Source organism: Kitasatospora sp. NPDC057198, from assembly GCF_042670125.1.
Lineage (GTDB): Bacteria > Actinomycetota > Actinomycetes > Streptomycetales > Streptomycetaceae > Kitasatospora.
This window is the reverse complement of the sequence record NZ_JBHUWH010000112.1, coordinates 1-19132: the sequence shown is the minus strand read 5'-3', so window position 1 is coordinate 19132 and position 19132 is coordinate 1. Positions and strand designations below refer to the sequence as shown.

Below are 19132 nucleotides of genomic sequence, written 5' to 3'. Positions count from 1 at the left end.
CGGCCTCCGCCTGGGCCTGCGCGGATGCCGAGGCGGCGGCAGCGGCGGAGGCGGAGGCGGAGGTGGCGGCGGAAGCCGAGGTGGCGGAGCGCGAGGCGGAGGTGTCCGCGGCCTGCTGCGGCCCGGCGGCCGGGTGCGGGTCCGCGACGGCGGCGGCCGGCGCCGCGTCCTGCGGCAGCGCGATCGCCAGGGTGGCGGTGCCGGCGACGGCGAACGTGGCGATGCCCGCCACCAGGGCGTTCCGGTGGCGGTGGAGCTTCTCCGAAAGGGTCAGGGTCCTGCGGTGGTGCATGGAGACCTCTCCTCGCGCGGGGCCGGGCGGCCGGACGGACACGGTGGCCGCCGGACCGGGGCGTACCAAGCGCACGCGGTGGCAGGGGCTCCGGGGCCGGATCGGCCGGGCCGCCTGGCGGACGGGACATTCTTGGCAGACGCCGGAGAGCCGAACAATGGCCCCTGAAACTACGCACCGTAGTAGCCGGCCCGGCGGGGAGGGGGGTGAAAGCCGGGCTTACCCGCCCCGTCGGACGAACAAACCCGCCACCGCCCGGCCCGTCACCCGCACGTCGCTGACCTGCACGTTCGCCACCCCGGCGACACGCCCGGCGGCCACCCGCCGGGCCCGCGCCCACGATCGGCCGCACACCGACTATCCGGGGCAGTAGACCACCACCCCGATGTGCTCGGGCTCACAGGGGGTGACCGGGAACCGGAAGCGGTCCGGCACCCACCGCAGCCGCCCGGACACCCACCGTCCACCGCCCGCCGACCCGCCGCCCGGCGCCCCGCGGCCGGTGCGGATACTGACCCCATGATGATCGCGGTGATGGCGGTGGCGGCCCTCGGGCTGCTCGGGGTGGCGCACTGGTACCTGTGGCGGCGCACGGTCCGCGACGTCTCCAGGCCCGGCGGCTGGTACCGGCGCACCGGCACCGTCCTGGCGGTCCTGCTGCCCGTGCTGATGGTGCTCGCCCCGATCGGCGGACGGGCCTTCCCGCTCGCCGTGGAACGCTGGTTCGCCTGGCCCGGCTACCTCTGGATGGCCGTCAGCATCTACCTCCTGATCGCCCTGCTGGTCGGCGAGGCCCTGCGCCCCCTGCTGCTCCGCCTCCACCGCCCGCACCGGCTCCGGACCTCCGCACCGGCGCCCGCGCCGACCGCCCCCGGGCCGGTCACCGCGCCCGCCGAGCCGGTCACCGCCCCCGCCGAACCCGCAGCGCCCGCAGCCCCTGCCGAGCCCGCCGAACCCGCAGCCCCTGCCGAACCCGCGGAGCCCGCGGCCGACGCGTCCCGGCGCCTGTTCGTCTCCCGGCTGGTGGCCGGGAGCGCGGCCGCGGTGGCCGTCGGGGTGGTCGGCAACGGCATGTACGGGGTGATGCGCGGACCGCGGCTCAAGCAGGTGACAGTGCCGCTGGCCAAACTCCCGCGCGCCGCGCACGGCTACCGGATCGCGGTGGTCAGTGACATCCACCTCGGGCCGATCCTCGGCAAGGCGCACACCCGGCGGATCGTCGACACCATCAACGCCGCCCGGCCCGACCTGATCGCCGTGGTCGGCGACCTGGTCGACGGCACCGTCCCCGAACTCGGCCCGGCCGCCCGCCCGCTGGCCGACCTGCGGGCCAAGGACGGGGCGTACTTCGTCACCGGCAACCACGAATACTTCTCCGGCGCCGCGCCCTGGGTCGAGTTCGTCCGGGAGCTGGGCGTCCACCCGCTGGAGAACGCGCGGGTCGAACTGCCCTGGTTCGACCTGGCCGGGGTCAACGACATCGCCGGCACCGCGCAGGGACAGGGCCCCGACTACGCGCGGGCGCTGGACGACCGCGACCGGACCCGCGCCGCCGTCCTGATGGCCCACCAGCCGGTCACCATCCACGACAGCGTGCGCCACGGCGTCGACCTCCAGCTCTCCGGCCACACCCACGGCGGCCAGCTCTGGCCCGGCAACTACCTCGCCGAGCTGGCCAACCCCACCGTCGCGGGCCTGGAGCGCTACGGCGACACCCAGCTCTACGTCACCCGAGGCGCGGGCGCCTGGGGCCCGCCGGTCCGGGTCGGCGCGCCCTCCGACATCACGATCGTCACGCTCGCCTCGCTGCACGCCTGACGCGTCGGGCCCGGCGCTCCGGACGACCCCGCGCCGGGACGCCGGGACGCCGGGACGCCGGGACGCCGGGGCGCCGGGGCGCCGGGGCGCTCGGTGCGGTGCGTCGGCCTGCGCGCGGGGGCCAGGGGCCGGCCAGCAGGCGTTCGGCCTCGGCGGTGATCCCGGCGGTGATCCCGGTGGTGATCCCGGCGGGGTCGGTGAGGCGGGCCGGCGGGGCCAGGGCGGCGGAGCGGGCCAGGTTCGCCCGGCCGCCGGGAGCCGTTCACCGGTGACCGGACGGGCTGCCCGTTCGGTGCAGGTGGGCGTCGACCAGGGCGAAGGTGGCCTCCGGTTGTTCGATCTGCGGGAGGTGGCCGGCCCCGGGGACGACCTCGAACCGGCCGTTGCCGAAGGCGTCGGCGTAGGCCGCGCCGTAGGCGGGGGTGACGATGCGGTCGCTCTCGCCCCAGAGCAGGAGGGCGGGCACCCGGATGCGCCCGAGCCGGGCCAGCAGCCCGGGGTCGTGCATGTAGGGGTCGCCGGCGTAGAGGCGCATGGTGACCGCGTTGGCCTGCCTGCGCGCGAGTTCTCCGGCCGGGAGCTCGGCCGGGTCGACGTAGTGGCGGTCCGGGTCGTGCCAGGAGTGCTCCGCGAGGCCGCGGGCGTCGAGGGCGAAGAAGTCGGCGATCGGTTCCGTGGCGACCTCCACGCCGACGGCGTCGATCAGGACGAGGCCGGTGATGCTTCCCGTGCTGTCGCGCGAGGCCATCTCGGCGGCTATCCAGCCCCCGAGCGAGGAGCCGACGACGAGGACGTCGCGCAGCCGGCGTTCGCGCAGGACGTGCAGGTAGGCGAGGGCGAGGTCGGCGATGCCGGTGAGCCGGGCGGGCCGGGGCGTGCCGTCCCAGCCGGGGTGCACGGGCGTGAGGGTGCGGGCGGTGCGGGAGAGGTGCCGGGCGAGGCCGGCGACGGTGGCGGGGCCCCCGCCGCCGTGCAGGACGAGGACCGGTCGGCCGGTCCCGGCCTCGGACATGGTGAGGGGCAGGTCGGCGAGCGCGGACGAGGTGTCTTCAGGCATGCCCACCACAGTAACTAAATATCTTTAGATAAGCTAGCTTAGTCATCGGGTAGACTCACCCCATGCATGGTGAGCTGCAAGAACTCGGCAGAGCGGTCAAGCAGGCCCAGTACCGACAGCACCGGGCGCTCGACGGCGCGCTCTCGGCCGTCGGCACCACCCTGGCCCAGTGGGACGCCCTGCGCGCGATCGGCCGCTCACCCGGCTCGTCGGCCCGCGAGTTGGCCGCGGCGACGTTCCAGACCGAGCAGGCGTTCGGGACGCTCGTCGGCCGCCTCGCGGCACAGGGCCTGGTCGAACGCCGACCTGGACACGGCCGGCGGATCGAGCACCACCTCACCACCTCCGGCGAGCAGGTCCTGGCGGCCGGCCACAAGGTCGCCGACCGGGTGCTCGCCGACTGCTTCTCCGCCCTGCCCGCCGCGGACCGCGCCACCCTGCTCGACCTGCTCCGACGCCTCACCGCGGAACGGGACGCGTAGGGCGGCCGCCGGCCCGGCTCTCCGCCACGGCGCCACGGCCCCGGTCGGGGCCGCGGTCAGGGGAGGGGGCGGAGCGGTCCCAGGGCGGCGAGGAGGACGTCGTCCAGCGGCTGCTCCCAGGAGGCCAGGCAGACGTGGGTGTGCTCCCAGTCGAAGACCAGCAGGGCCACCCGCCGGTCCGCCCAGTGGTGGCGGACGCCGGGCCTGGGCACCCCGGTGACGGTGACCGTGGTCTCCTCCAGGTCGGCCGGCCCGAGCAGCCCGGCGTGCTCCGGGCGCCCGCGGTGGCCCAGCAGGTTGCGCAGCGCGGCCCCGCTCTGCTCCCGCGCGGTGGACTGGGCGAACACCAGCAGCGGGGCGGAGCGCCGCCCGGCGGTCAGGTAGGAGTGGACCACCGAGTCGACCACGCGCGGTCCGCCGCCGTCGCAGGGGCTCCCGCCGACGCTGGCGTCGCTGTCGTCGTCGCTGTCGTCGCCGCTGTGGCCGCTGCTGGTGCCGCCGACGACGGCCAGGCCCCGCTGCCCGCTCCAGCCGGGGATCCCGAGGACCGGGAAGTCCGTCATCTCTCCTCCGCCCGACGACAGGCGGGCCCCGGACCGGGCCCCACCGCCGACCGTACCGGACCGGCTCACCCCAGCGGCTCGCTCAGCGCGACCGCGTGCAGCGCGGCGGCCAGCGCGGGCGGGTCGCCGACGTCCAGCGCGGTGTCGGTCAGTTTGACCACGTGCTCGTCGCCGTGGGCCAGCGCCAGTTCGAGCACCTCCTCGGGGGTGCGGACCCCGGACGGGGCACGGACCCCGGACGGGGCGCGGACGGGGCGCGGGCCGTCCGGCGCGTACATCGCGGTGACCGCCGCGGACGCCGTCCAGGCGGCCCGCAGGCTCGGCGCCCACAGCGGGCGGGGGAGGGCGGGCAGCACGCGCAGCACGGCGTTGGGCGCGGTGGCCGCGTGGACCAGCATGGTCGGCTCGCCGTGGCCGTGGGTCGCGTACCGGTGGGTCGCGGCCCGGACGAGCCCGGTCAGCAGCCGCCGCGCCTCGTCCGGATCGGTGGTGGCGGTGACCGCCCAGGCGGGCAGCGCGGTGACCCGCTCCAGCCGCTGCGGGAAGCCGCCCGTCCGGTCGGTGATCGGCACCACCGCGTCGAGCGCGGCGGCGGCACCCCCGGTGTCCCGGGTGTCCCGGGTGTCCTCGGTGTCCCGGGCGCCCCCGGTGTCCGGCGGGGCCGGGGGGACGGCGAGCGGGCGGTGGCGGGCGGCCCAGTAGCCCAGGCCGTGGGCGAGTTCGGCCAGCCGGGGCCCGGTGGCCGGTCCGGCGGTCAGGGCGCGGACGGCGTGGCCGACCCGGATCACGGGGTGCGTCGAGCCGCCGTACAGGCCGGGCAGCAGCACGGGCCACCAGTGGGCGAGCACCTCGCGCCACGGCCGCTCGGCGAGCTCCCGCCCGAAGTGGTCGATCCAGTCGGCGACCCGGCGCGGGTCGCCCAGCGCCTGCCGCCGGTCGTCGGCGGTGGTGATCGGCGCGAACCGGGCGGGGAACTCCTCCAGCCGGTCCGCGTACCGGTCGAGCCAGCGGTGCACGGCGTCCGCCCGCCCCCGGGCGGCCAGCGACTCGACCGCCATCGGCGCGTGGTTGGTGAGCCGCCCGAGCCGTTCGGGGCCGCAGGCGTGCAGGCGTCGCAGGGCCTCGTCGAGCGGCCCGGCGGTGTTCCGGGCAGCGTCCGGGCCGGCGTCCGTGGTGGCGTCCGTGGTGGCGTCCATGGCAGGACGGTAGGCGCGGGCGGGCCGCCCGGGTAAGGGGCCGCAGGCGTAGGACCGGGTCCTACGCCCACCGGCTGCGGGTGAAAGTTTCACCGGGCAGGGGTGGGCCGGACGGTCCCTGCTGCGGGTTCGGCGGGGGCGGGCCCGGCGGTCTTGACGAGGGGTCACGGGGCTGGCTGCATGGGCGCCTCCGCCGACCGACGATCCCCGCCGGGAGAGAAGACCTGCCATGCGCCCACCCCACCCCGTTCGAGCCACGCTCTCGCTGACCGTGCTGCTCGCGTCCGGACTCGGACTCGCCACCGCCCCGGCCCAGGCCGCGCCCGCCAAGCCCGCCGCGTCCGGGGCACGGACCCTCGCGCCGGACACCCGGTTCTACGTCGACCCGGCGGGCAAGGCCGCCCAGCAGGCGCTGACCGACCTCAAGGCCCACGACCTCCATGGCGCCCTGGCGATGGCCCAGTTGGCGTCCTGGCCGATCGCGCAGTGGTTCAACGGGACGGCCACCCCGCAGGAGACCACCGACGCGATGGCCGCGCTGCAGGCGAAGGCCGCCCGCGCCAAGCAGGTGCCGGTCACCGTCGCCTACAACGTGCCGGGCCGGGACTGCTCGCAGTACTCGGCGGGCGGCGCGTCCAACAGCACCGAGTACGCGGCCTGGATCGACGCGCTGGCCCGCGGCATCGGCAACCACAAGACCGTGGTCATCCTGGAGCCGGACGGCCTCGCCCTGTCGCCCGCGTTCTGCGGCGGCACCGCCGCCCAGCAGCAGGACCGCCTCGCCGAGATCTCCGCCGCCGTCCGCCGCCTGGAGCAGCAGCCCGGCGCGATCGTCTACCTGGACTCCGGGCACAGCAGCTGGCAGAACGTCGGCACCCAGGCGCAGCTGCTGATCGACGGCGGCGTCGCCGACGCGCAGGGCTTCTTCCTGAACGTGTCGAACTACCAGACGGACGAGTCGCTGACCCGCTACGGCACCCTGGTCTCCAAGTGCGTCTGGTACCTGCGGAACACGCCGGGCGCCACCGCCGACTCCTGCGCCAACCAGTACTGGCCCGCCGCGGACGCCGACGCCTGGTACGCCGAGCGCGTCCCGGCCGACGCCAAGCTCCCCCACTTCGTGATCGACAGCAGCCGCAACGGCCAGGGCCCGTGGACGCCGGAGCCCGGCAAGTACACCGGCGACCCGCAGACCTGGTGCAACCCGCCGGCCCGCGGCCTGGGCACCCGCCCGACCGCCAACACCGGCCAGCCGCTGCTGGACGCCTTCCTGTGGATCAAGGTCCCCGGCGAGTCCGACGGCAGCTGCACCCGCGGCACCGCCGGCCCGGCCGACCCCGAGTACGGCTCGGTCGACCCGATCGCGGGCGGCTGGTGGCCCGAGCAGGCCCGCTCCCTGGTGGCCAACGCCGCCCCGAAGCTGACCTTCAACACCGGCCTGCTGCCGCGCCGCTGAAGCAGCATGCTGCTGAGGCACCGCGCTGCTGAAGCAGCACGCCGCTGAGACGCCGCGCCGTCGACGGCGCGGCACGCACCCACGGACGCCCGGTCGGGGACTCACCCGCCCGGGCGTCCGCCGTACTGCCCCCGCAGCACCGGGCCCAGCTTGCGCTGGACCGAGCGCAGCCGGCGCAGGGTCTCCGCGTCGTCCCACCCCGTGGTGGTGCTCCACTCGGTGCCCGAGCCCACCAGGTCGCTGGCGAAGACGACCTCGGCGGCGAGCAGGACGCGCGCCCAGTCCGCCGGGGGCAGCGGCAGGTCCGCGCGGAGCTCCGCCGCCAGCCGCCCGCACCCCGCCAGCAGGTCCGCGGCGTTTGCGAAGCCCAGCGCGTAGGCCATCGCGTCGCCGCTGCGGGCCGGCCCGCCCCACTCGCCCAGCGCCCGAGCCAGGAACCGGCACTCCTGCGCGTCCAGCAGCTCACTCGGCCTGCGCATCTCCACCGCTTCTCCCGCCCCCGTTCCCGCTCACGTTCCCGTTCCCGCTCACGTTCCCGTTCCCGTCCCTGCTCACGTTCCCGCCCCCGTTCCCACTCGCGTTCTCCTCCGCGTGCCGGGCGACGACCTCCCGGACGGAGGCCAGGAAGCCTTCCACGGTAGCCCGTTCGGCCGGCGACAGGCCCTCGACCAGGGCGGCCACCTCGCCGATCAGCGGCCCGAAGAAGCCCTGGCCGAGCTCGACCGCCCGCCCGGTGACCTCCAGCAGGACGCGTCGCCGGTCGTGCCCGTCCCGGGTGCGGCGGACCAGGCCCAGCCGCTCCAGCCGGTCGAGGACGGCGGTGGTGCCCGCCGAGTTGACGCCCAGCTCCCGGCCGAGCCGTCCGGGCGTGGCCGGGGTGCCCTCCCGGGCGGCGTCCAGCAGTGCGATCAGCGCCCGCAGGTCGGTCGGGTGCAGGCCGTGGCGCTGCGCGAACGAGGCGGCCAGCAGGTCGAGTTCGACGGTGAGCGCGCGCAGCCGGTGCACGGTGCGCAGGCCCGGCCCCGGCTCGTCCACCGGTCCGTCCACCGGTCCGTCCATCGGTTCGTCCATCGGATTCGTCCTCTCGTGGGAGCGGTTGTCCGCGGGAGCTCCGCCGTGCATATTATCTCGTTCAGCGAGAAGATTGCCGAGCGAGACACCTTCCGGGGAGAGCCAGCATGGGATTCGACCGGTCCGCGTTCCTGTCCGCCTACGACGCCCTGCTCGACCGCTGGCCCGTCCCGGTCGACACCCTCGACCTCGAGACCCCCTGGGGCACCACCCGGGTCAACGCCGCCGGGCCGCCCGACGCCCCACCCCTGCTGCTGCTCCACGGCGGCGGCGCGACCGCCGCGAGCTGGTGGGCCAACGCCGCCGAACTCGCCCGCACCGCACGGGTGTTCGCCGTCGACCGGATCGGCGAGGCCGGACGCTCCACGGCGGACGGCCGCACGCCCCCGCGCACCCCCGAGCAACTGCACGGCTGGCTGGACGCCGTCCTCGACGCGCTCGGCGCCGACCGCGCCGACCTGTGCGGCCACTCCTACGGCGGCTGGATCGCACTGACCTACGCGCTGCGCCGCCCCGACCGGGTCGCCCGGCTGGCCCTGCTCGACCCCACCGGCTGCTTCACCGGCTACCGCCCCTCCTACCTGCTGCACGCCGCCCCGATGCTGGCCCGCCCCGGCGAGCGCCGGGCCCGCTCCTTCCTCGCCTGGGAGACCGGCGGCGCCCCGCTCGACCCGGACTGGACCCGGCTGTACGGGCTGGCCGCGACCTTCCCCGCCACCCGCCCCGTCACCGGCCCCCGTCCCGCCTCCGCGGCCCTCGCCGCACTGGAGGCCCGCTGCCTGCTGCTGCCCGCCGCCGACAGCCGCACCCACGACCCGCGCACCCTAGCCGCCCGCGCCGCCCGGCTGCTCCCGCACGCCGAGGTCCGCACCCTGGAAGGCGTCTCCCACCACGGCCTGCCGTACCTGCGCCCCGCCGCGCTGAACGCCGAACTGACCGCCTTCCTGGCCCGCTGAGGCCCGGGGCCGACGGGGAACGGCCCCCGGAGAACGGCCCCCGGGGAACGGCCCCGGGGCCGCGGTCCATACTGGGGCGACCCGCTCGTCGAGAGGCACCGCCCGCATGGCCGAGAACCCCACCGCCCCGCACCGGGCGCTGCTGCGACTGACCGGCGTGAGCCGCTCGTACGACGGCCGGGAGGTGCTGCACCCCGTCGACCTGGAACTGGCGGCCGGGGAGTGCGTGGCGCTGCTCGGGCACAACGGCTCCGGCAAGTCGACCCTGCTGAGGGTCGCGGCCGGCCGCGACCTGCCGACCGGGGGCACGGTGCGGTTCGACGGCCTGCCGATGGACGAGAACGACCCCCGGATCCGGGCCCGGGTCGCCGTCGTCGGCGACACCGTCGCCCACTACCCCGACCTGACGGTGCGCGAGCACCTGCTGCTGGTCGCCGTCGCGCACGGGGTCGCCGACGCCGCCGACTGGGTCGACCAGGTGCTGGAGGGCCGCTCGCTCACCGAACGGGCCGACGCGCTGCCCTCCGCCCTCTCCTCCGGCCAGTTGCAGGCCCTGCTGCTGGCCTGCGCCCTGGTCCGCCCCCGCGACCTGCTGCTGCTCGACGAACCCGAACAGCGCCTCGACCCGGAGGCCCGCCGCCGGCTCGCCGAACTCCTGAAGGCCGAACTCGCCGACGGCGTCGCGGTGCTGCTGGTCACCCACCACACCGACCTCGCCCTGGAGGTCGCCGACCGGGCGGTCGTCCTGGAGGACGGCCGGATCCTCCGGCAGGGCCCGCCCGCCCGGGTCCTCGCCGCGGGCGCCCCCGGCACCGGAACGGCCGACCCCCGGTGAGCCGTTCGGAGACCGCGGCCGACACCGCGGCCGACACCGCGGCCGACAGCGCGGCGGGGGAGCGGGACGAGGCCGCCGCGGGGGAGCGGGACGAGGCCGCCGCGCCCGCCGAGTGGACGGCGGACGACGACTGGACCGACGAGGCGCTCGCCCTGCTGCGCGCCCTGCGCGCCCCGCACCGGCGCAACCGGGCCAAGCAGGTCGCCTTCGCGTTCTACTGCGCCGTGCTGCTCATGCTGTCCTGGACGGGCGTCCCCACCCTCGGGCTCTTCCTCCAGGCGTCGATGGGCGCCGACTACACCCGGCACGGCCCCGCCCTGCTGGCCGCGCTGCCCAGCGGCGCCGCCGCGCTCGGGCTCGCCGTCCTGCTGCTGGCCGTCCGCGACGGGCTGTGGCGCGGACCGGTCGTCCCGCCCCGGGCCACCACCGACTGGCTGCTCGCCCACCCGGTGCGGCCCCGCCCGGTGCTGCGGCCGTGGTTCTGGCTCTCCTGCGCGCTGGCCGCCCTCCCCGGGCTGGTGGCCGCCCTCGGCGGCATGGTGGCGCTCGGACTGACCGTGCGCACCGGCCTGCCCGCCGCCCTCGGCTGGTGCCTGGCCGGCACGCTCTGCCTGCCGCTGCTGGGCGTCTGCGCCGGCCTGCTGGTGCAGCGCGACCCGCGGGCCGCCCGCCTGGCCCGGCTGCTCACCCCGTACGCCACCGCGCTGGTCGTGGCGCTCGCCGTGCAGAGCGCGCTGGCCGCCGCCGGGCACCCCGTGCCCTGGCTGGAGCGGATCGAGGTGTGGTCGGGCCCGTGGGGCTGGGCCGGAGCCGCCGCGCTGGCCCCGACGCCCGCCGCCGTCCCCGGCGGGAGGATCGCCGCCGCCCTGCTGGTGGCGCTGACCGCCCTGTGCCTGCTGCTCGCCGACCGGGCCGTCGGCACCGTGTCGCTGCCCCTGCTGCGGGAGCGGGCCCGCACCGCCGCCGGGGTGCTGGCCGCGCTGCGGACGGTCGAACTGCGCGCCGCCCGGCTGGCCGTCGCCGGCAGCGCCGGGAGCACGGTCCGGTGGCGGGTCCGGCTGCCCGCGCCCCGGCGGCCCTGGCAGGCCGTGTACTGGCGCGACGCCCTCGCGCTGCTCCGCACGCCCGCCCGGCTCGGACGCGCGGCGCTGCTCACCGTGCCCGCCCTGCTCTGCGCCGTCCCCGCGCACGACGCCCGGGGCGCGCTGTCCTGGGCGGTCACGGCGCTCGCGCTGCTCTTCGGCTACCTGGCCCTGGCCCAACTGCTGGAGCCCGCCCGGATCGATACCGACGACGTGCGCCGCTCGTCCTGGTCCCCCCACCCGTTCGCCGGACTGATGCTGCGCCACGCGGTGGTGCCCACCGCCCTCGGCCTCCTGCTCGGGACGGCCGGGGCGGTGGCGGTGCTCGCGCTCGGCGGCGGCGCGGCGGCCTGGCTCGGGCCGGCGGCCGTACCGCCGTTGGTCGCCGCCGGGCTGGTGAACGCCTGCCGCGGCGCGGCCCGCCGCGACCTGCTGTACCGCCCGACGCAGCCCGGCGGCGGCAACAACGGCGTGCTGCTGTTCGTCCTCTGGTACGCGGCCGGTCCGGCCGTGGCCGTGCCGCTGCTGGCCGTCCCGCTCTCGGCGGCGCTGCGCGGCGGGACGGCGGCCGGGCCGCTCCAGGTCGCCGCGTTCGGCCTGCTGCTGGCCGCGGCCCTGCTCCAGTGGGCCGGGCGCCGGGCCGCCGCCCTGTCCGTCCGGGCCCGCCGTGCCTAGAGGCCGTCGCCGCGGCAGCGCGGGTTCGTAGGATGGGCGGGTCGTTCCGCAACCAGGGGGAGTTCATGCGGTCGAGGGTGAGTCCCGGTCGGCGTTGGGGTCATGCCGCCGCGGCCTGGTCCGGCATTTTCGCCGGCGCACATTTCTACTGGGCACTCGGCGGCTCGAAAGGGCTCGACGTTTCCGCCGGAAGCCGGCTCGCCGAGGAGCGGCCGCTGTGGTTCGTCGCCGCGGGTCTCTGGGGCGTCGGGTCGGCTCTCGTGGTCGGTGCCGTACTCGGCCGGGCGCTCGCCCGTACCGGACCGACGGTGCGGCGCGGCCGGATCCTGGAGTGGCTGGGCTGGGCCACCGGTCTGCTCCTGCTGGCCCGCGGCGTCGCCGTGGAGTTGCTCCTGCTGACCGACGCGACGGGTCTGGAGGGCGCGGTGAGCCAGGGGCAGCGGTTCTGGACGCTGGCCCTGTGGAACCCGTGGTTCATCGCAGGCGGTCTGTCCTTCGCCCTCGCCGCCCTGGCATACCGCTTCGAGCGGACAGGGGGGCCGCCCACTGGACGGTACGGAGCCGGAGCACGCGACAAGACGCCGGAGGAGAAGGAGAAATGATGCCGGATGAGGAAGAGCACTGGGCCAAGCTGCTCGCCGAGATTCTGCTGAGCCCGAAGATCGGGGTGGCCCACGTGAAGCTGGTGGGTGACCTCATCTCGGTCACCTCTCAGGTGGACATGGCCGCACAACGCCGCCATCCCGGCTTTCCGCTGGACGAAATCGTCGAGTACGACGAGATGCTCAGCCCGTTGGAGGACGCTTACCAGGCCGCCTGGCGGGCGGTGGACGCCGCGCCCGACAGGGCACGGCGCGCGCCTGAGCTCCAGAGGCTCAGCAGCGCGCTGGCGGCTGCGGTCGAGGGCATCGCGGACTATGCCGGACAGCGGGGTCTCGTGGTGGAGCTCTACCGCTTCGGCGGCTCCGAGGAGTAGACCCGTGAGGCACGGCCGGCCCTGGCGGTCAGGGCTCCCGGCCGATCAGCGTGAGTCGTGTCGACAGGCGAGGACCAGGCCGTAGCCGTGGGCCGGAGCGTGGACCCCGCCCAGCGGCAAGAGCTGACGGACGCTCCAACGCCGGTGCGCGGCAACGGTTTTCGAACACCCCGGGCTGTCGATACGCTGGTCCGGCACCCACCTGCCGGGCTCGGGTCGGAACGGGCGCAGCGGTGCGGCGGTGCAGCGGCGGGAGCGAGCGGGGAAGGCCGGTGGCCATGGTCCTGGGCAGGCGGAAGCGGCGGGAAGCGGACGAGGCACGCGCGAAGTTCCTCGCCAACCGGGAGCGGGTCCGCTCGTGGACCGGGCGCTGGGAGTGCCCCGAGGTGGTCTGGCCGGCCTTCGAGGAGGTCCCGGGCCCGTGGGTGGCCCTGCCGGGCGAACGCGACCGGTGGCTGGAGCTGCACGCGCCCTCCCTGGAGCGGTACGACTGGTTCCTCGAGGCCACGCCCGTGGTGGACGGCGTCGAAGAGCTGTGGGCGCTCTGGGAGTTCCGCGCGGGCCACGAGTTCGAGCGCCTGACGATCCGCTTCGAGAGCGTCCACGACCCCGAGTACCTGGCCGAGCGGCTGGCCCTCGGCGTCGAGGCGGCGGCTTTCGAGGACTGGCAGGACGGTGACGCGCAGAGCGTCCACGAGTGGTTGCTCGACGGGATCGGCGGCGTCGAAAGCCCCGGCCGCATGGTGCAGGGGAAGCACCGCGTGGGCTTCGTGCTGCTGGAGATGAGCTGCGCGGTGGCCAGCAGCACCGACGTCACCACCGAACTGCGCGTCTCGCCCACCACCACCTCCCTGGACGGCAGGCCGTTGAAGCCGGACGGCCGCGACTAGGCCCAGGGCCCTGTCCGGCCGCCTGGGGGCACCGGGCCGACGCCGGTGTGGTCGGGGCTACCAGCCGGTGCGCAGGCGGTAGGAGGGGGCCAGGTCGCGGACCTCGGCGGAGCGGACCACCTCGCGGCCCAGCACCGGCCGCAGGTGCTTGTCCAGCAGGCGCAGCACCTCTTCGGAGAGGCGGGCCTTGAGGCCCTCCGGCCGCCCCGGCAGCAGGCCGATCGCGATGTGGACGAAGGCGACCAGCTGCCCGTCCGCGGCGTCGACCCAGGTCTCCGCGGCCGGGCGGAAGAAGGTCTTGCACACGCCCCGGGACGCCACCCACTCGCGCACCAGCGGGTGCAGTTCGCGGACGAAACCGGGACGGTCGAAGGCGTCGGCGAGCTGCGGCGAGTAGTCGACGGTGATGTGGGGCATGACGGGAACCTCTTCGCGCAGATGCTTGGCTTCTACATCCACCCATCCTCCTCCCGGCCCGCCCCGGCCCCGCGCCCGGGGTGCCCGCCCAGCGGACACCCCCGACCGGAGAACGGTCGCCGGGCAGTCACCAGCGGCCCCACCACCCCGGCGGCGGCGGATCCGCGGGCACCGCCGAGGGCTGCTCCGGGTGCAGGCCGAGCCTGCGCAGCGCCGCCGCGTCCACGCTCACCCACGCCGTGCACCGCCGCTGTCCGTCCGGCCCGGGGCCGTTCAGCAGGTCGATGCGGACCTCGCCGTCCTCCAGCGGGAACCAGTCGATGCCGTGGGCGCGCAGTCAAGCCCGCAGGCACTGCTCCAGCGACGGCTGCTTCGCGGTGTCCGGGTAGTCCAGCACGCGCACCCACCGCTCCTCGTCCTCATCCATGCGGCCCATTCTGCCCCCGCCGCCGCGCTCCGGTCAGCCGGACGACGGCCCGTCCCAACCGGCGCACCGGGCGGGGAAATCCGGGCGCGGCCATTGGCCCGGTCCGAGCCGGGAGTGTAGGAATGGGCGTATGACCCGGTTCCGGGCAGCACCCGGTGGACGCAGCGTGGCGGACCGAACCCCTCCGCGACGGCTGTCCACCGCCCCGCGCCCCGCCCCCGCGGCACCCCCGGCCCCCGCCCCCGCCGGACGGCCCGGATGACCGCCGCCGGGCCCGGGACCGGCCGGCACCGCGCGCCCGAACCCGTCCTCGTCCGCGAAGGCGTCCTGCTGCTCGACGCCGACCTGGTCCTGCGCCACGCCAACGGCGAGGCCCGCCGCCTGCTCGACCTGCCCGCCGACTGCGAGGGCCACCCGCTCGACGCGCTCGGCCTGCCCGAGGCGCTCACCGCCCTGCTGCGCGGCACCGAGTTCACCGGCGCCCCCGCCACCGTCCACGGCCGCGCCCTCACCGTCGACCTGCACCCCGCCGACCGCACCGGCGGCGCGCCCTGCCGGATCGCCACCCTGCGCGACAGCGCCCCGCTCACCGGCCCCGACACCGCCCGGCTGCGGCTGGAACTGCTCTACCGGGCCGGCGCCTCGATCGGCACCACCCTCGACATCACCCGCACCTGCCAGGAACTCGCCGCCGCCCTCGTCCCCGCCTTCGCCGACTTCGCCAGCGTCGACCTGTACGAGGGCGTCCCGGCGGGCGGCGAACCGCGCCCCGACCGGAGCCGCCCGCTGCGCCGCGCCGCGCTGGCCGGCGTCACCGACCTGTCGCCGCTGCTGGCGCCCGGCTCGCCCGTGCCGCTGATCCCCGGCACCCCCCGGGCCCGGGCCGTGGCCGGGCTGTGCTCGGTGGTCGAGCCCGACCTGTCCGCCGCCCTCGCCGCCTGGGACGAGGTCAGCCCCGGCACCGTCGACGCGATGCGCGCCCAGCGGGTGCACACCCTGGTGACCGTCCCGCTGGCGGTCGGCGGGACGCTGCTGGGGGTGGCCACCTTCTGGCGGGCCCGCCCGCGTCCGGCCTTCGACGAGGAGGACCGCACCCTCGCCGAGGAGCTCGCCGCCCGCGCCGCCGTCCTGGTCGAGAACGCCCGCCGCTACACCCGCGAGCACACCATGGCCGTCGCCCTCCAGCACAGCCTGCTGCCCGCCGGGCTCCCCGAGCAGCACGCCCTGGAGGTCGCCTCCCGCTACCTGCCCGCCCAGGCCGGCGTCGGCGGCGACTGGTTCGACGTCATCCCGCTCTCCGGCGCCCGGGTCGCCCTGGTGGTCGGCGACGTGGTCGGCCACGGCGTCCACGCGGTGGCCACCATGGGGCGGCTGCGCACCGCCGTGCACACCTTCTCCTCGCTCGACCTCGCCCCCGACGAACTGCTCGGCCACCTCGACGCCCTGGTCAACCGGCTCGACCAGGAGCACCCCGCGCCCGACGGTGCCGAACGCCCGATCACCGGCGCGACCTGCCTGTACGCCGTCTACGACCCGATCAGCCGCCGCTGCACGCTGGCCCGGGCCGGCCACCTGCCGCCCGCCGTGGTGCACCCCGACGGCCGGGTCGAGATCGTCGACCTGCCCGCCGGGCCGCCGCTCGGCGTCACCGGCCTGCCCCACGGGACCGCCGAACTCGAACTCCCCGAGGGCAGCCGCCTGGTGCTCTACACCGACGGGCTGCTCGCCCCCCGCGGCCACGACCTCGACCACGGCCTGAAACTGCTGCGCGCCGCCCTGGCCCGCCCCGACCGCGACCCCGGGCAGACCTGCGAGGACCTGCTCACCGCCCTGCTGCCCGCCGACCCCGCCGACGACATCGCCCTGCTGGTGGCCCGCACCCGCGCGCTGCCCGCCGACCACGTCGCCGACTGGGACGTCCCCGCCGACCCCGCCGCCGTCGCCCGGATCCGGGCCGCCGTCACCGGCCGGCTCGAGGACTGGGGCCTGTCCGAGCACGCCTTCGCCGTCGAACTCGTGCTCAGCGAACTGATCACCAACGCCATCCGGCACGCCGCCGCGCCGATCCGGGTCCGGCTGCTCCGCGACCGGGCGCTGATCTGCGAGGTCTGGGACGGCTCGGCCACCTCCCCGCACCTGCGCCACGCCACCGACACCGACGAGGGCGGGCGCGGCCTGTTCCTGGTCGCCCAGCTCGCCGAGCGCTGGGGCACCCGCTACCCCGCCAGCGGGAAGGTCATCTGGGCCGAACTGCCGCTGGGGGAGTGAACCGCCGGAGGAGCGGGCGCGGCCCTCACTCCTCGCAGAGCTGCTTGAACAGCTCCAGGTCGGTGCGCACCGCCTCCTCCACCGCCGCCGTGCTCGGCGCCGGGCCGTCCGGCACGCCCAGTGCCCCCGCCAGCTCCCGCGGGTCGTACTCCAGGCGCAGCTGCACCCGGGTGTGCGCGGCGTCCAGCGGGCGCAGCGCGAAGGTGCCGCGCAGCGGCGGCCCCCCGACCGTCTCCCAGCTCATCACCCGGCCCCGCCCGTGGTCGGTCAGCTCCGCGTCCACCGCGTGCCGCTCGCCGCCGAACTCCACGTCCAAGTGCGCGTGGTGCCGGCCGTGGGCGCTGGCCTGCACCACCCCGGCGACGAACAGCGGGTACTCCGCCACCCGGTGCAGCTGCGACCAGGCCGTCCCCACCGGGACGGTCACCTCGATCTGTTCCTCCAGCGTCCGCATCGGCCGCACCTCCGCGTCGGTTCCGGCAGCGCCCTCCCTCCAGCCTGCCAGGGGCCGCGCCGGGAGACGACAGCACACCGCCCCCGGCCGTCGGACGGCCGGGGGCGGTGCGGGGGAGGGACGGCGTCACGCCTCGGGGAAATCCCCGTCGAACACCGCGGCCAGCCGCAGGTACGGGGCGGCCTCGGCGGCCCGGCCCTGGCGTTCCAGGACGCGGCCGAGCACCAGGTGCGCGTAGTGCTCCACCGGGTCGCGCGCGATCACCTCGCGCAGCTGCTCCTCGGCGCGCCGCAGCTGGGCGGAGTGGTAGTAGGCGCGGGCCAGCAGCAGGCGCGGGCCGACCTGCTCGGGCACCTCGTCGACCACCCCGGCCAGGATCAGGGCGGCGTCCGAGTACGCCTTGGAGTCGAAGAACAGCTGGGCGCGGGCCCAGCGCTCGGCGGTGCTCTCGCCCGGGGCCACCAGGGGCGCACTGCCGTGGCGGAGGTCGGTGGTCATGCCTGCTCCTTCCCGTTTCCGGGTCCTGCCGGACCGTGGCGGCCCGACAGGTGGTTGAACATTCACCTAGTGGCGGGTATTCCGCCGCACCACTGCCCGCTGCACCGCCGCCCGGCTGCCCGCCGCACCGCTCAGGACAGCTCCAGCAGCCGGTGCATCAACGGCACCGGCAGCGCCGGGTTCGCCGCCGCCGCCGCCGGCTGCGCGTCCGGCTCCAGCGCCCCCAGCAGCGCCCGCAGCGGCAGTCGCGGGTCACCCGCCGCCGTCCGCGCCACCACCGCGTCCCCGTCCGCCGCCAGCGCGGCCAGCACCCCCGGCTCCAGCTCCGGGTCGCGCAGCGCCGCCAGCCGCAGGGCCGGCTCCGACCGCCCCGCCCAGGCCGCCAGGCCCGGCGCCGCGAACCGCGGGTCCGCCACCAGCGAGGCCGGGCCGAGCAACTGCTCGTACACCGAGCGCAGCAGCGCGCCCGGCGCGTCCGCGCAGTGCTCCGCCAGCGCCAGGCGCACCATCAGCTCGCGGTCCGCCGCCAGCACCGCCACCACCTCGCCCGGCAGCCGCTCCAGCGAGGCCACCGCGCAGCGCACCAGCGGGTGCGCCGAGCGCGCCAGCCGCAGCAGCTCCGCCGGATCGCCCGCCCGCCGCGCCACCCACGGCAGCGCCGGCGGCACCTCCGGCAGCCGGTAGGCCACCGCCGCGCGCTGCGCCTCCGTCAGGTCCGGGCGCAGCGACACCGCCAGGCGCACCGCCTCGTGCGGATCGGCCGCCAGCGCCAGCGCCAGGTCGGTGGGCAGCCGCGGGTTGCCCGCCGCCGCCGCCCGGATCCGCGGGTCGTCGTCCAGCACCAGCCACTCGCCCAGCGCCCGCTCCAGCGGGGCCGAGGCCGCCGTCCGCTCCCGGCGCAGCGGGTCGCTCTCGGCGATGTACCCGGCCAGCGACACCGGCAGTTCGCGCTCCACCCGCAGCGCCCGGCGCACCGCGGCCCGCACCGCCGGGTCGCGGTCGGCCCGCAGCGCGGTGCGCACCGGCGGCGGCAGCTGCGGCCAGGACTCCGCCCGCACCGCGGCGGCCCGCACCAGCGGCGAGGTGTCCTGGGCCAGCGCCACCAGCAGGTCCAGCGGCAGGCCCGCGCAGCCCGGCACCCGGCGGCGGGTGTCCGGGTCGCGGTCGGCGGCCAGGCCCGCCAGCGCGGCCGGGGGCAGCGCCACCCGGTGCGCGGCCGACGCGGCGGCCCGGCGCACCCGGCGCTCGTGGTCGCCCGCCAGCGCCGCCAGCACCGGGGCCGGCAGGTCCGGGCGCTCGGTCAGCGCCGCCCGCACCGCCCACTGCGGGTGCCGTCGGGCGGCCTCCAGCACCGGCGCGGGCAGTTCGGCTCGGCGGGCCAGCCAGCCGGGCTCCGCGCCGTCCTCCAGCAGCCGCTCCAGCACCTCGGCCGGCGCCCCCGGATTGGCCGCCAGGCCGCTGCGCCAGGCCCGTGCGGGCGGTGGGCCGGACAACGGGCGCCAGCCGGCGGCCGACTGATGTGCGCTCAGTTCGAGCACGTGCGAGTACCTCCCCCGGAAAGACAAACGCCACCGACCCTACCCGCGTCGCCGGGTCGCGTGCACCGGTTCGCGCCAGGGGTGCACCAGGGATGCACCAGGGGGAGGAACGGATGTCGGAAGTGTGCGCACGGCACGGACGTCCGAAGGAGGAACGCCCCCTCCGCCGGCACCGGGTGTC

General features: G+C 76.8%; 19 protein-coding genes and 1 pseudogene. 10 read left to right on the top strand and 10 right to left on the bottom strand.

The genetic code is table 11. The annotated features are described in order from the left end of the window. Positions 1-292, bottom strand: a pseudogene (locus ACFUEL_RS15530) (hypothetical protein); the annotation flags it as partial. Between the two features lie 519 nt (positions 293-811). On the opposite strand from ACFUEL_RS15530, the gene ACFUEL_RS15525 reads away from it, so the two are divergent. Continuing rightward, positions 812-2110 carry a metallophosphoesterase gene (locus tag ACFUEL_RS15525; RefSeq protein ID WP_380236750.1) on the top strand — a complete coding sequence of 433 codons (1299 nt, stop codon included), beginning with the start codon at positions 812-814 and terminating at the stop codon, positions 2108-2110. 262 nt (positions 2111-2372) lie between these two features. On the opposite strand, the gene ACFUEL_RS15520 is transcribed toward ACFUEL_RS15525, so the two are convergent. Then, complete coding sequence (locus tag ACFUEL_RS15520; RefSeq protein ID WP_380236749.1) at positions 2373-3167, bottom strand: alpha/beta fold hydrolase; 795 nt, start codon at positions 3165-3167, stop codon at positions 2373-2375. 62 nt (positions 3168-3229) lie between these two features. Here ACFUEL_RS15520 and ACFUEL_RS15515 point away from each other — a divergent pair, with 62 nt between their 5' ends. After that, entirely contained in the window at positions 3230-3649 is a 420-nt protein-coding gene (locus tag ACFUEL_RS15515) for a MarR family winged helix-turn-helix transcriptional regulator (RefSeq protein ID WP_380236748.1), read from the top strand. Between the two features lie 56 nt (positions 3650-3705). Here ACFUEL_RS15515 and ACFUEL_RS15510 read toward each other — a convergent pair whose 3' ends face one another. Then, the gene (locus ACFUEL_RS15510) at positions 3706-4212 is read right to left on the bottom strand and encodes a hypothetical protein (RefSeq protein ID WP_380236747.1); all 507 of its coding nucleotides are present in this window, start codon (positions 4210-4212) and stop codon (positions 3706-3708) included. 65 nt (positions 4213-4277) lie between these two features. Continuing rightward, on the bottom strand, positions 4278-5408 hold the full coding sequence (locus tag ACFUEL_RS15505; RefSeq protein ID WP_380236746.1) for a questin oxidase family protein: 1131 nt from the start codon (positions 5406-5408) through the stop codon (positions 4278-4280). Positions 5409-5637: 229 nt separating this feature from the next. Here ACFUEL_RS15505 and ACFUEL_RS15500 point away from each other — a divergent pair, with 229 nt between their 5' ends. Continuing rightward, positions 5638-6864 (top strand): glycoside hydrolase family 6 protein, encoded by a 1227-nt coding sequence (locus tag ACFUEL_RS15500; protein ID WP_380236745.1) that lies wholly within the window; start codon positions 5638-5640, stop codon positions 6862-6864. A 101-nt stretch (positions 6865-6965) separates the two neighbouring features. On the opposite strand, the gene ACFUEL_RS15495 is transcribed toward ACFUEL_RS15500, so the two are convergent. Together ACFUEL_RS15495 and ACFUEL_RS15490 are read right to left on the bottom strand one after the other, a co-directional pair. Continuing rightward, positions 6966-7343 carry a hypothetical protein gene (locus ACFUEL_RS15495; protein WP_380236744.1) on the bottom strand — a complete coding sequence of 126 codons (378 nt, stop codon included), beginning with the start codon at positions 7341-7343 and terminating at the stop codon, positions 6966-6968. Beyond that, positions 7327-7935, bottom strand: coding sequence for a MarR family winged helix-turn-helix transcriptional regulator (locus ACFUEL_RS15490; protein ID WP_380236743.1), 609 nt, complete (start codon positions 7933-7935; stop codon positions 7327-7329). Before ACFUEL_RS15490 ends, ACFUEL_RS15495 begins: the two co-directional genes overlap by 17 nt. 107 nt (positions 7936-8042) lie before the next feature. Between ACFUEL_RS15490 and ACFUEL_RS15485 the strand changes: the two genes are divergently transcribed. The 6 genes from ACFUEL_RS15485 (at position 8043) to ACFUEL_RS15460 (ending at position 13349) form a co-directional block, all read left to right on the top strand. Further along, positions 8043-8891, top strand: a complete 849-nt coding sequence (locus ACFUEL_RS15485; protein ID WP_380236742.1) for an alpha/beta fold hydrolase — start codon at positions 8043-8045, stop codon at positions 8889-8891. 106 nt (positions 8892-8997) lie between these two features. After that, entirely contained in the window at positions 8998-9726 is a 729-nt protein-coding gene (locus ACFUEL_RS15480) for an ABC transporter ATP-binding protein (RefSeq protein ID WP_380236741.1), read from the top strand. After that, the gene (locus ACFUEL_RS15475; RefSeq protein WP_380236740.1) at positions 9723-11483 is read left to right on the top strand and encodes a hypothetical protein; all 1761 of its coding nucleotides are present in this window, start codon (positions 9723-9725) and stop codon (positions 11481-11483) included. The genes ACFUEL_RS15480 and ACFUEL_RS15475 overlap by 4 nt, the downstream gene beginning before the upstream one ends. A 32-nt stretch (positions 11484-11515) precedes the next feature. Beyond that, complete coding sequence (locus tag ACFUEL_RS15470) at positions 11516-12085, top strand: DUF3995 domain-containing protein (RefSeq protein ID WP_380236739.1); 570 nt, start codon at positions 11516-11518, stop codon at positions 12083-12085. Continuing rightward, complete coding sequence (locus ACFUEL_RS15465) at positions 12082-12459, top strand: hypothetical protein (RefSeq protein ID WP_380236738.1); 378 nt, start codon at positions 12082-12084, stop codon at positions 12457-12459. The genes ACFUEL_RS15470 and ACFUEL_RS15465 overlap by 4 nt, the downstream gene beginning before the upstream one ends. 272 nt (positions 12460-12731) lie before the next feature. Continuing rightward, positions 12732-13349, top strand: coding sequence for a hypothetical protein (locus ACFUEL_RS15460; RefSeq protein WP_380236737.1), 618 nt, complete (start codon positions 12732-12734; stop codon positions 13347-13349). Between the two features lie 57 nt (positions 13350-13406). Here the strand turns inward: ACFUEL_RS15460 and ACFUEL_RS15455 are convergent, their stop codons facing one another. Further along, a complete protein-coding gene (locus ACFUEL_RS15455) occupies positions 13407-13766 on the bottom strand; it encodes a 5-carboxymethyl-2-hydroxymuconate Delta-isomerase (RefSeq protein ID WP_380236736.1) in 360 nt (119 codons plus the stop codon). 685 nt (positions 13767-14451) lie between these two features. On the opposite strand from ACFUEL_RS15455, the gene ACFUEL_RS15450 reads away from it, so the two are divergent. Continuing rightward, a complete protein-coding gene (locus tag ACFUEL_RS15450; RefSeq protein ID WP_380236735.1) occupies positions 14452-16461 on the top strand; it encodes a SpoIIE family protein phosphatase in 2010 nt (669 codons plus the stop codon). 25 nt (positions 16462-16486) lie between these two features. Here the strand turns inward: ACFUEL_RS15450 and ACFUEL_RS15445 are convergent, their stop codons facing one another. The 3 genes from ACFUEL_RS15445 to ACFUEL_RS15435 form a co-directional block, all read right to left on the bottom strand. Continuing rightward, on the bottom strand, positions 16487-16915 hold the full coding sequence (locus ACFUEL_RS15445; RefSeq protein WP_380236734.1) for an SRPBCC family protein: 429 nt from the start codon (positions 16913-16915) through the stop codon (positions 16487-16489). 126 nt (positions 16916-17041) lie between these two features. Then, positions 17042-17413 (bottom strand): tetratricopeptide repeat protein, encoded by a 372-nt coding sequence (locus tag ACFUEL_RS15440; protein ID WP_380236733.1) that lies wholly within the window; start codon positions 17411-17413, stop codon positions 17042-17044. A gap of 131 nt (positions 17414-17544) precedes the next feature. After that, positions 17545-18951, bottom strand: coding sequence for a hypothetical protein (locus ACFUEL_RS15435; protein ID WP_380236732.1), 1407 nt, complete (start codon positions 18949-18951; stop codon positions 17545-17547). Positions 18952-19132 lie beyond the last annotated feature (181 nt).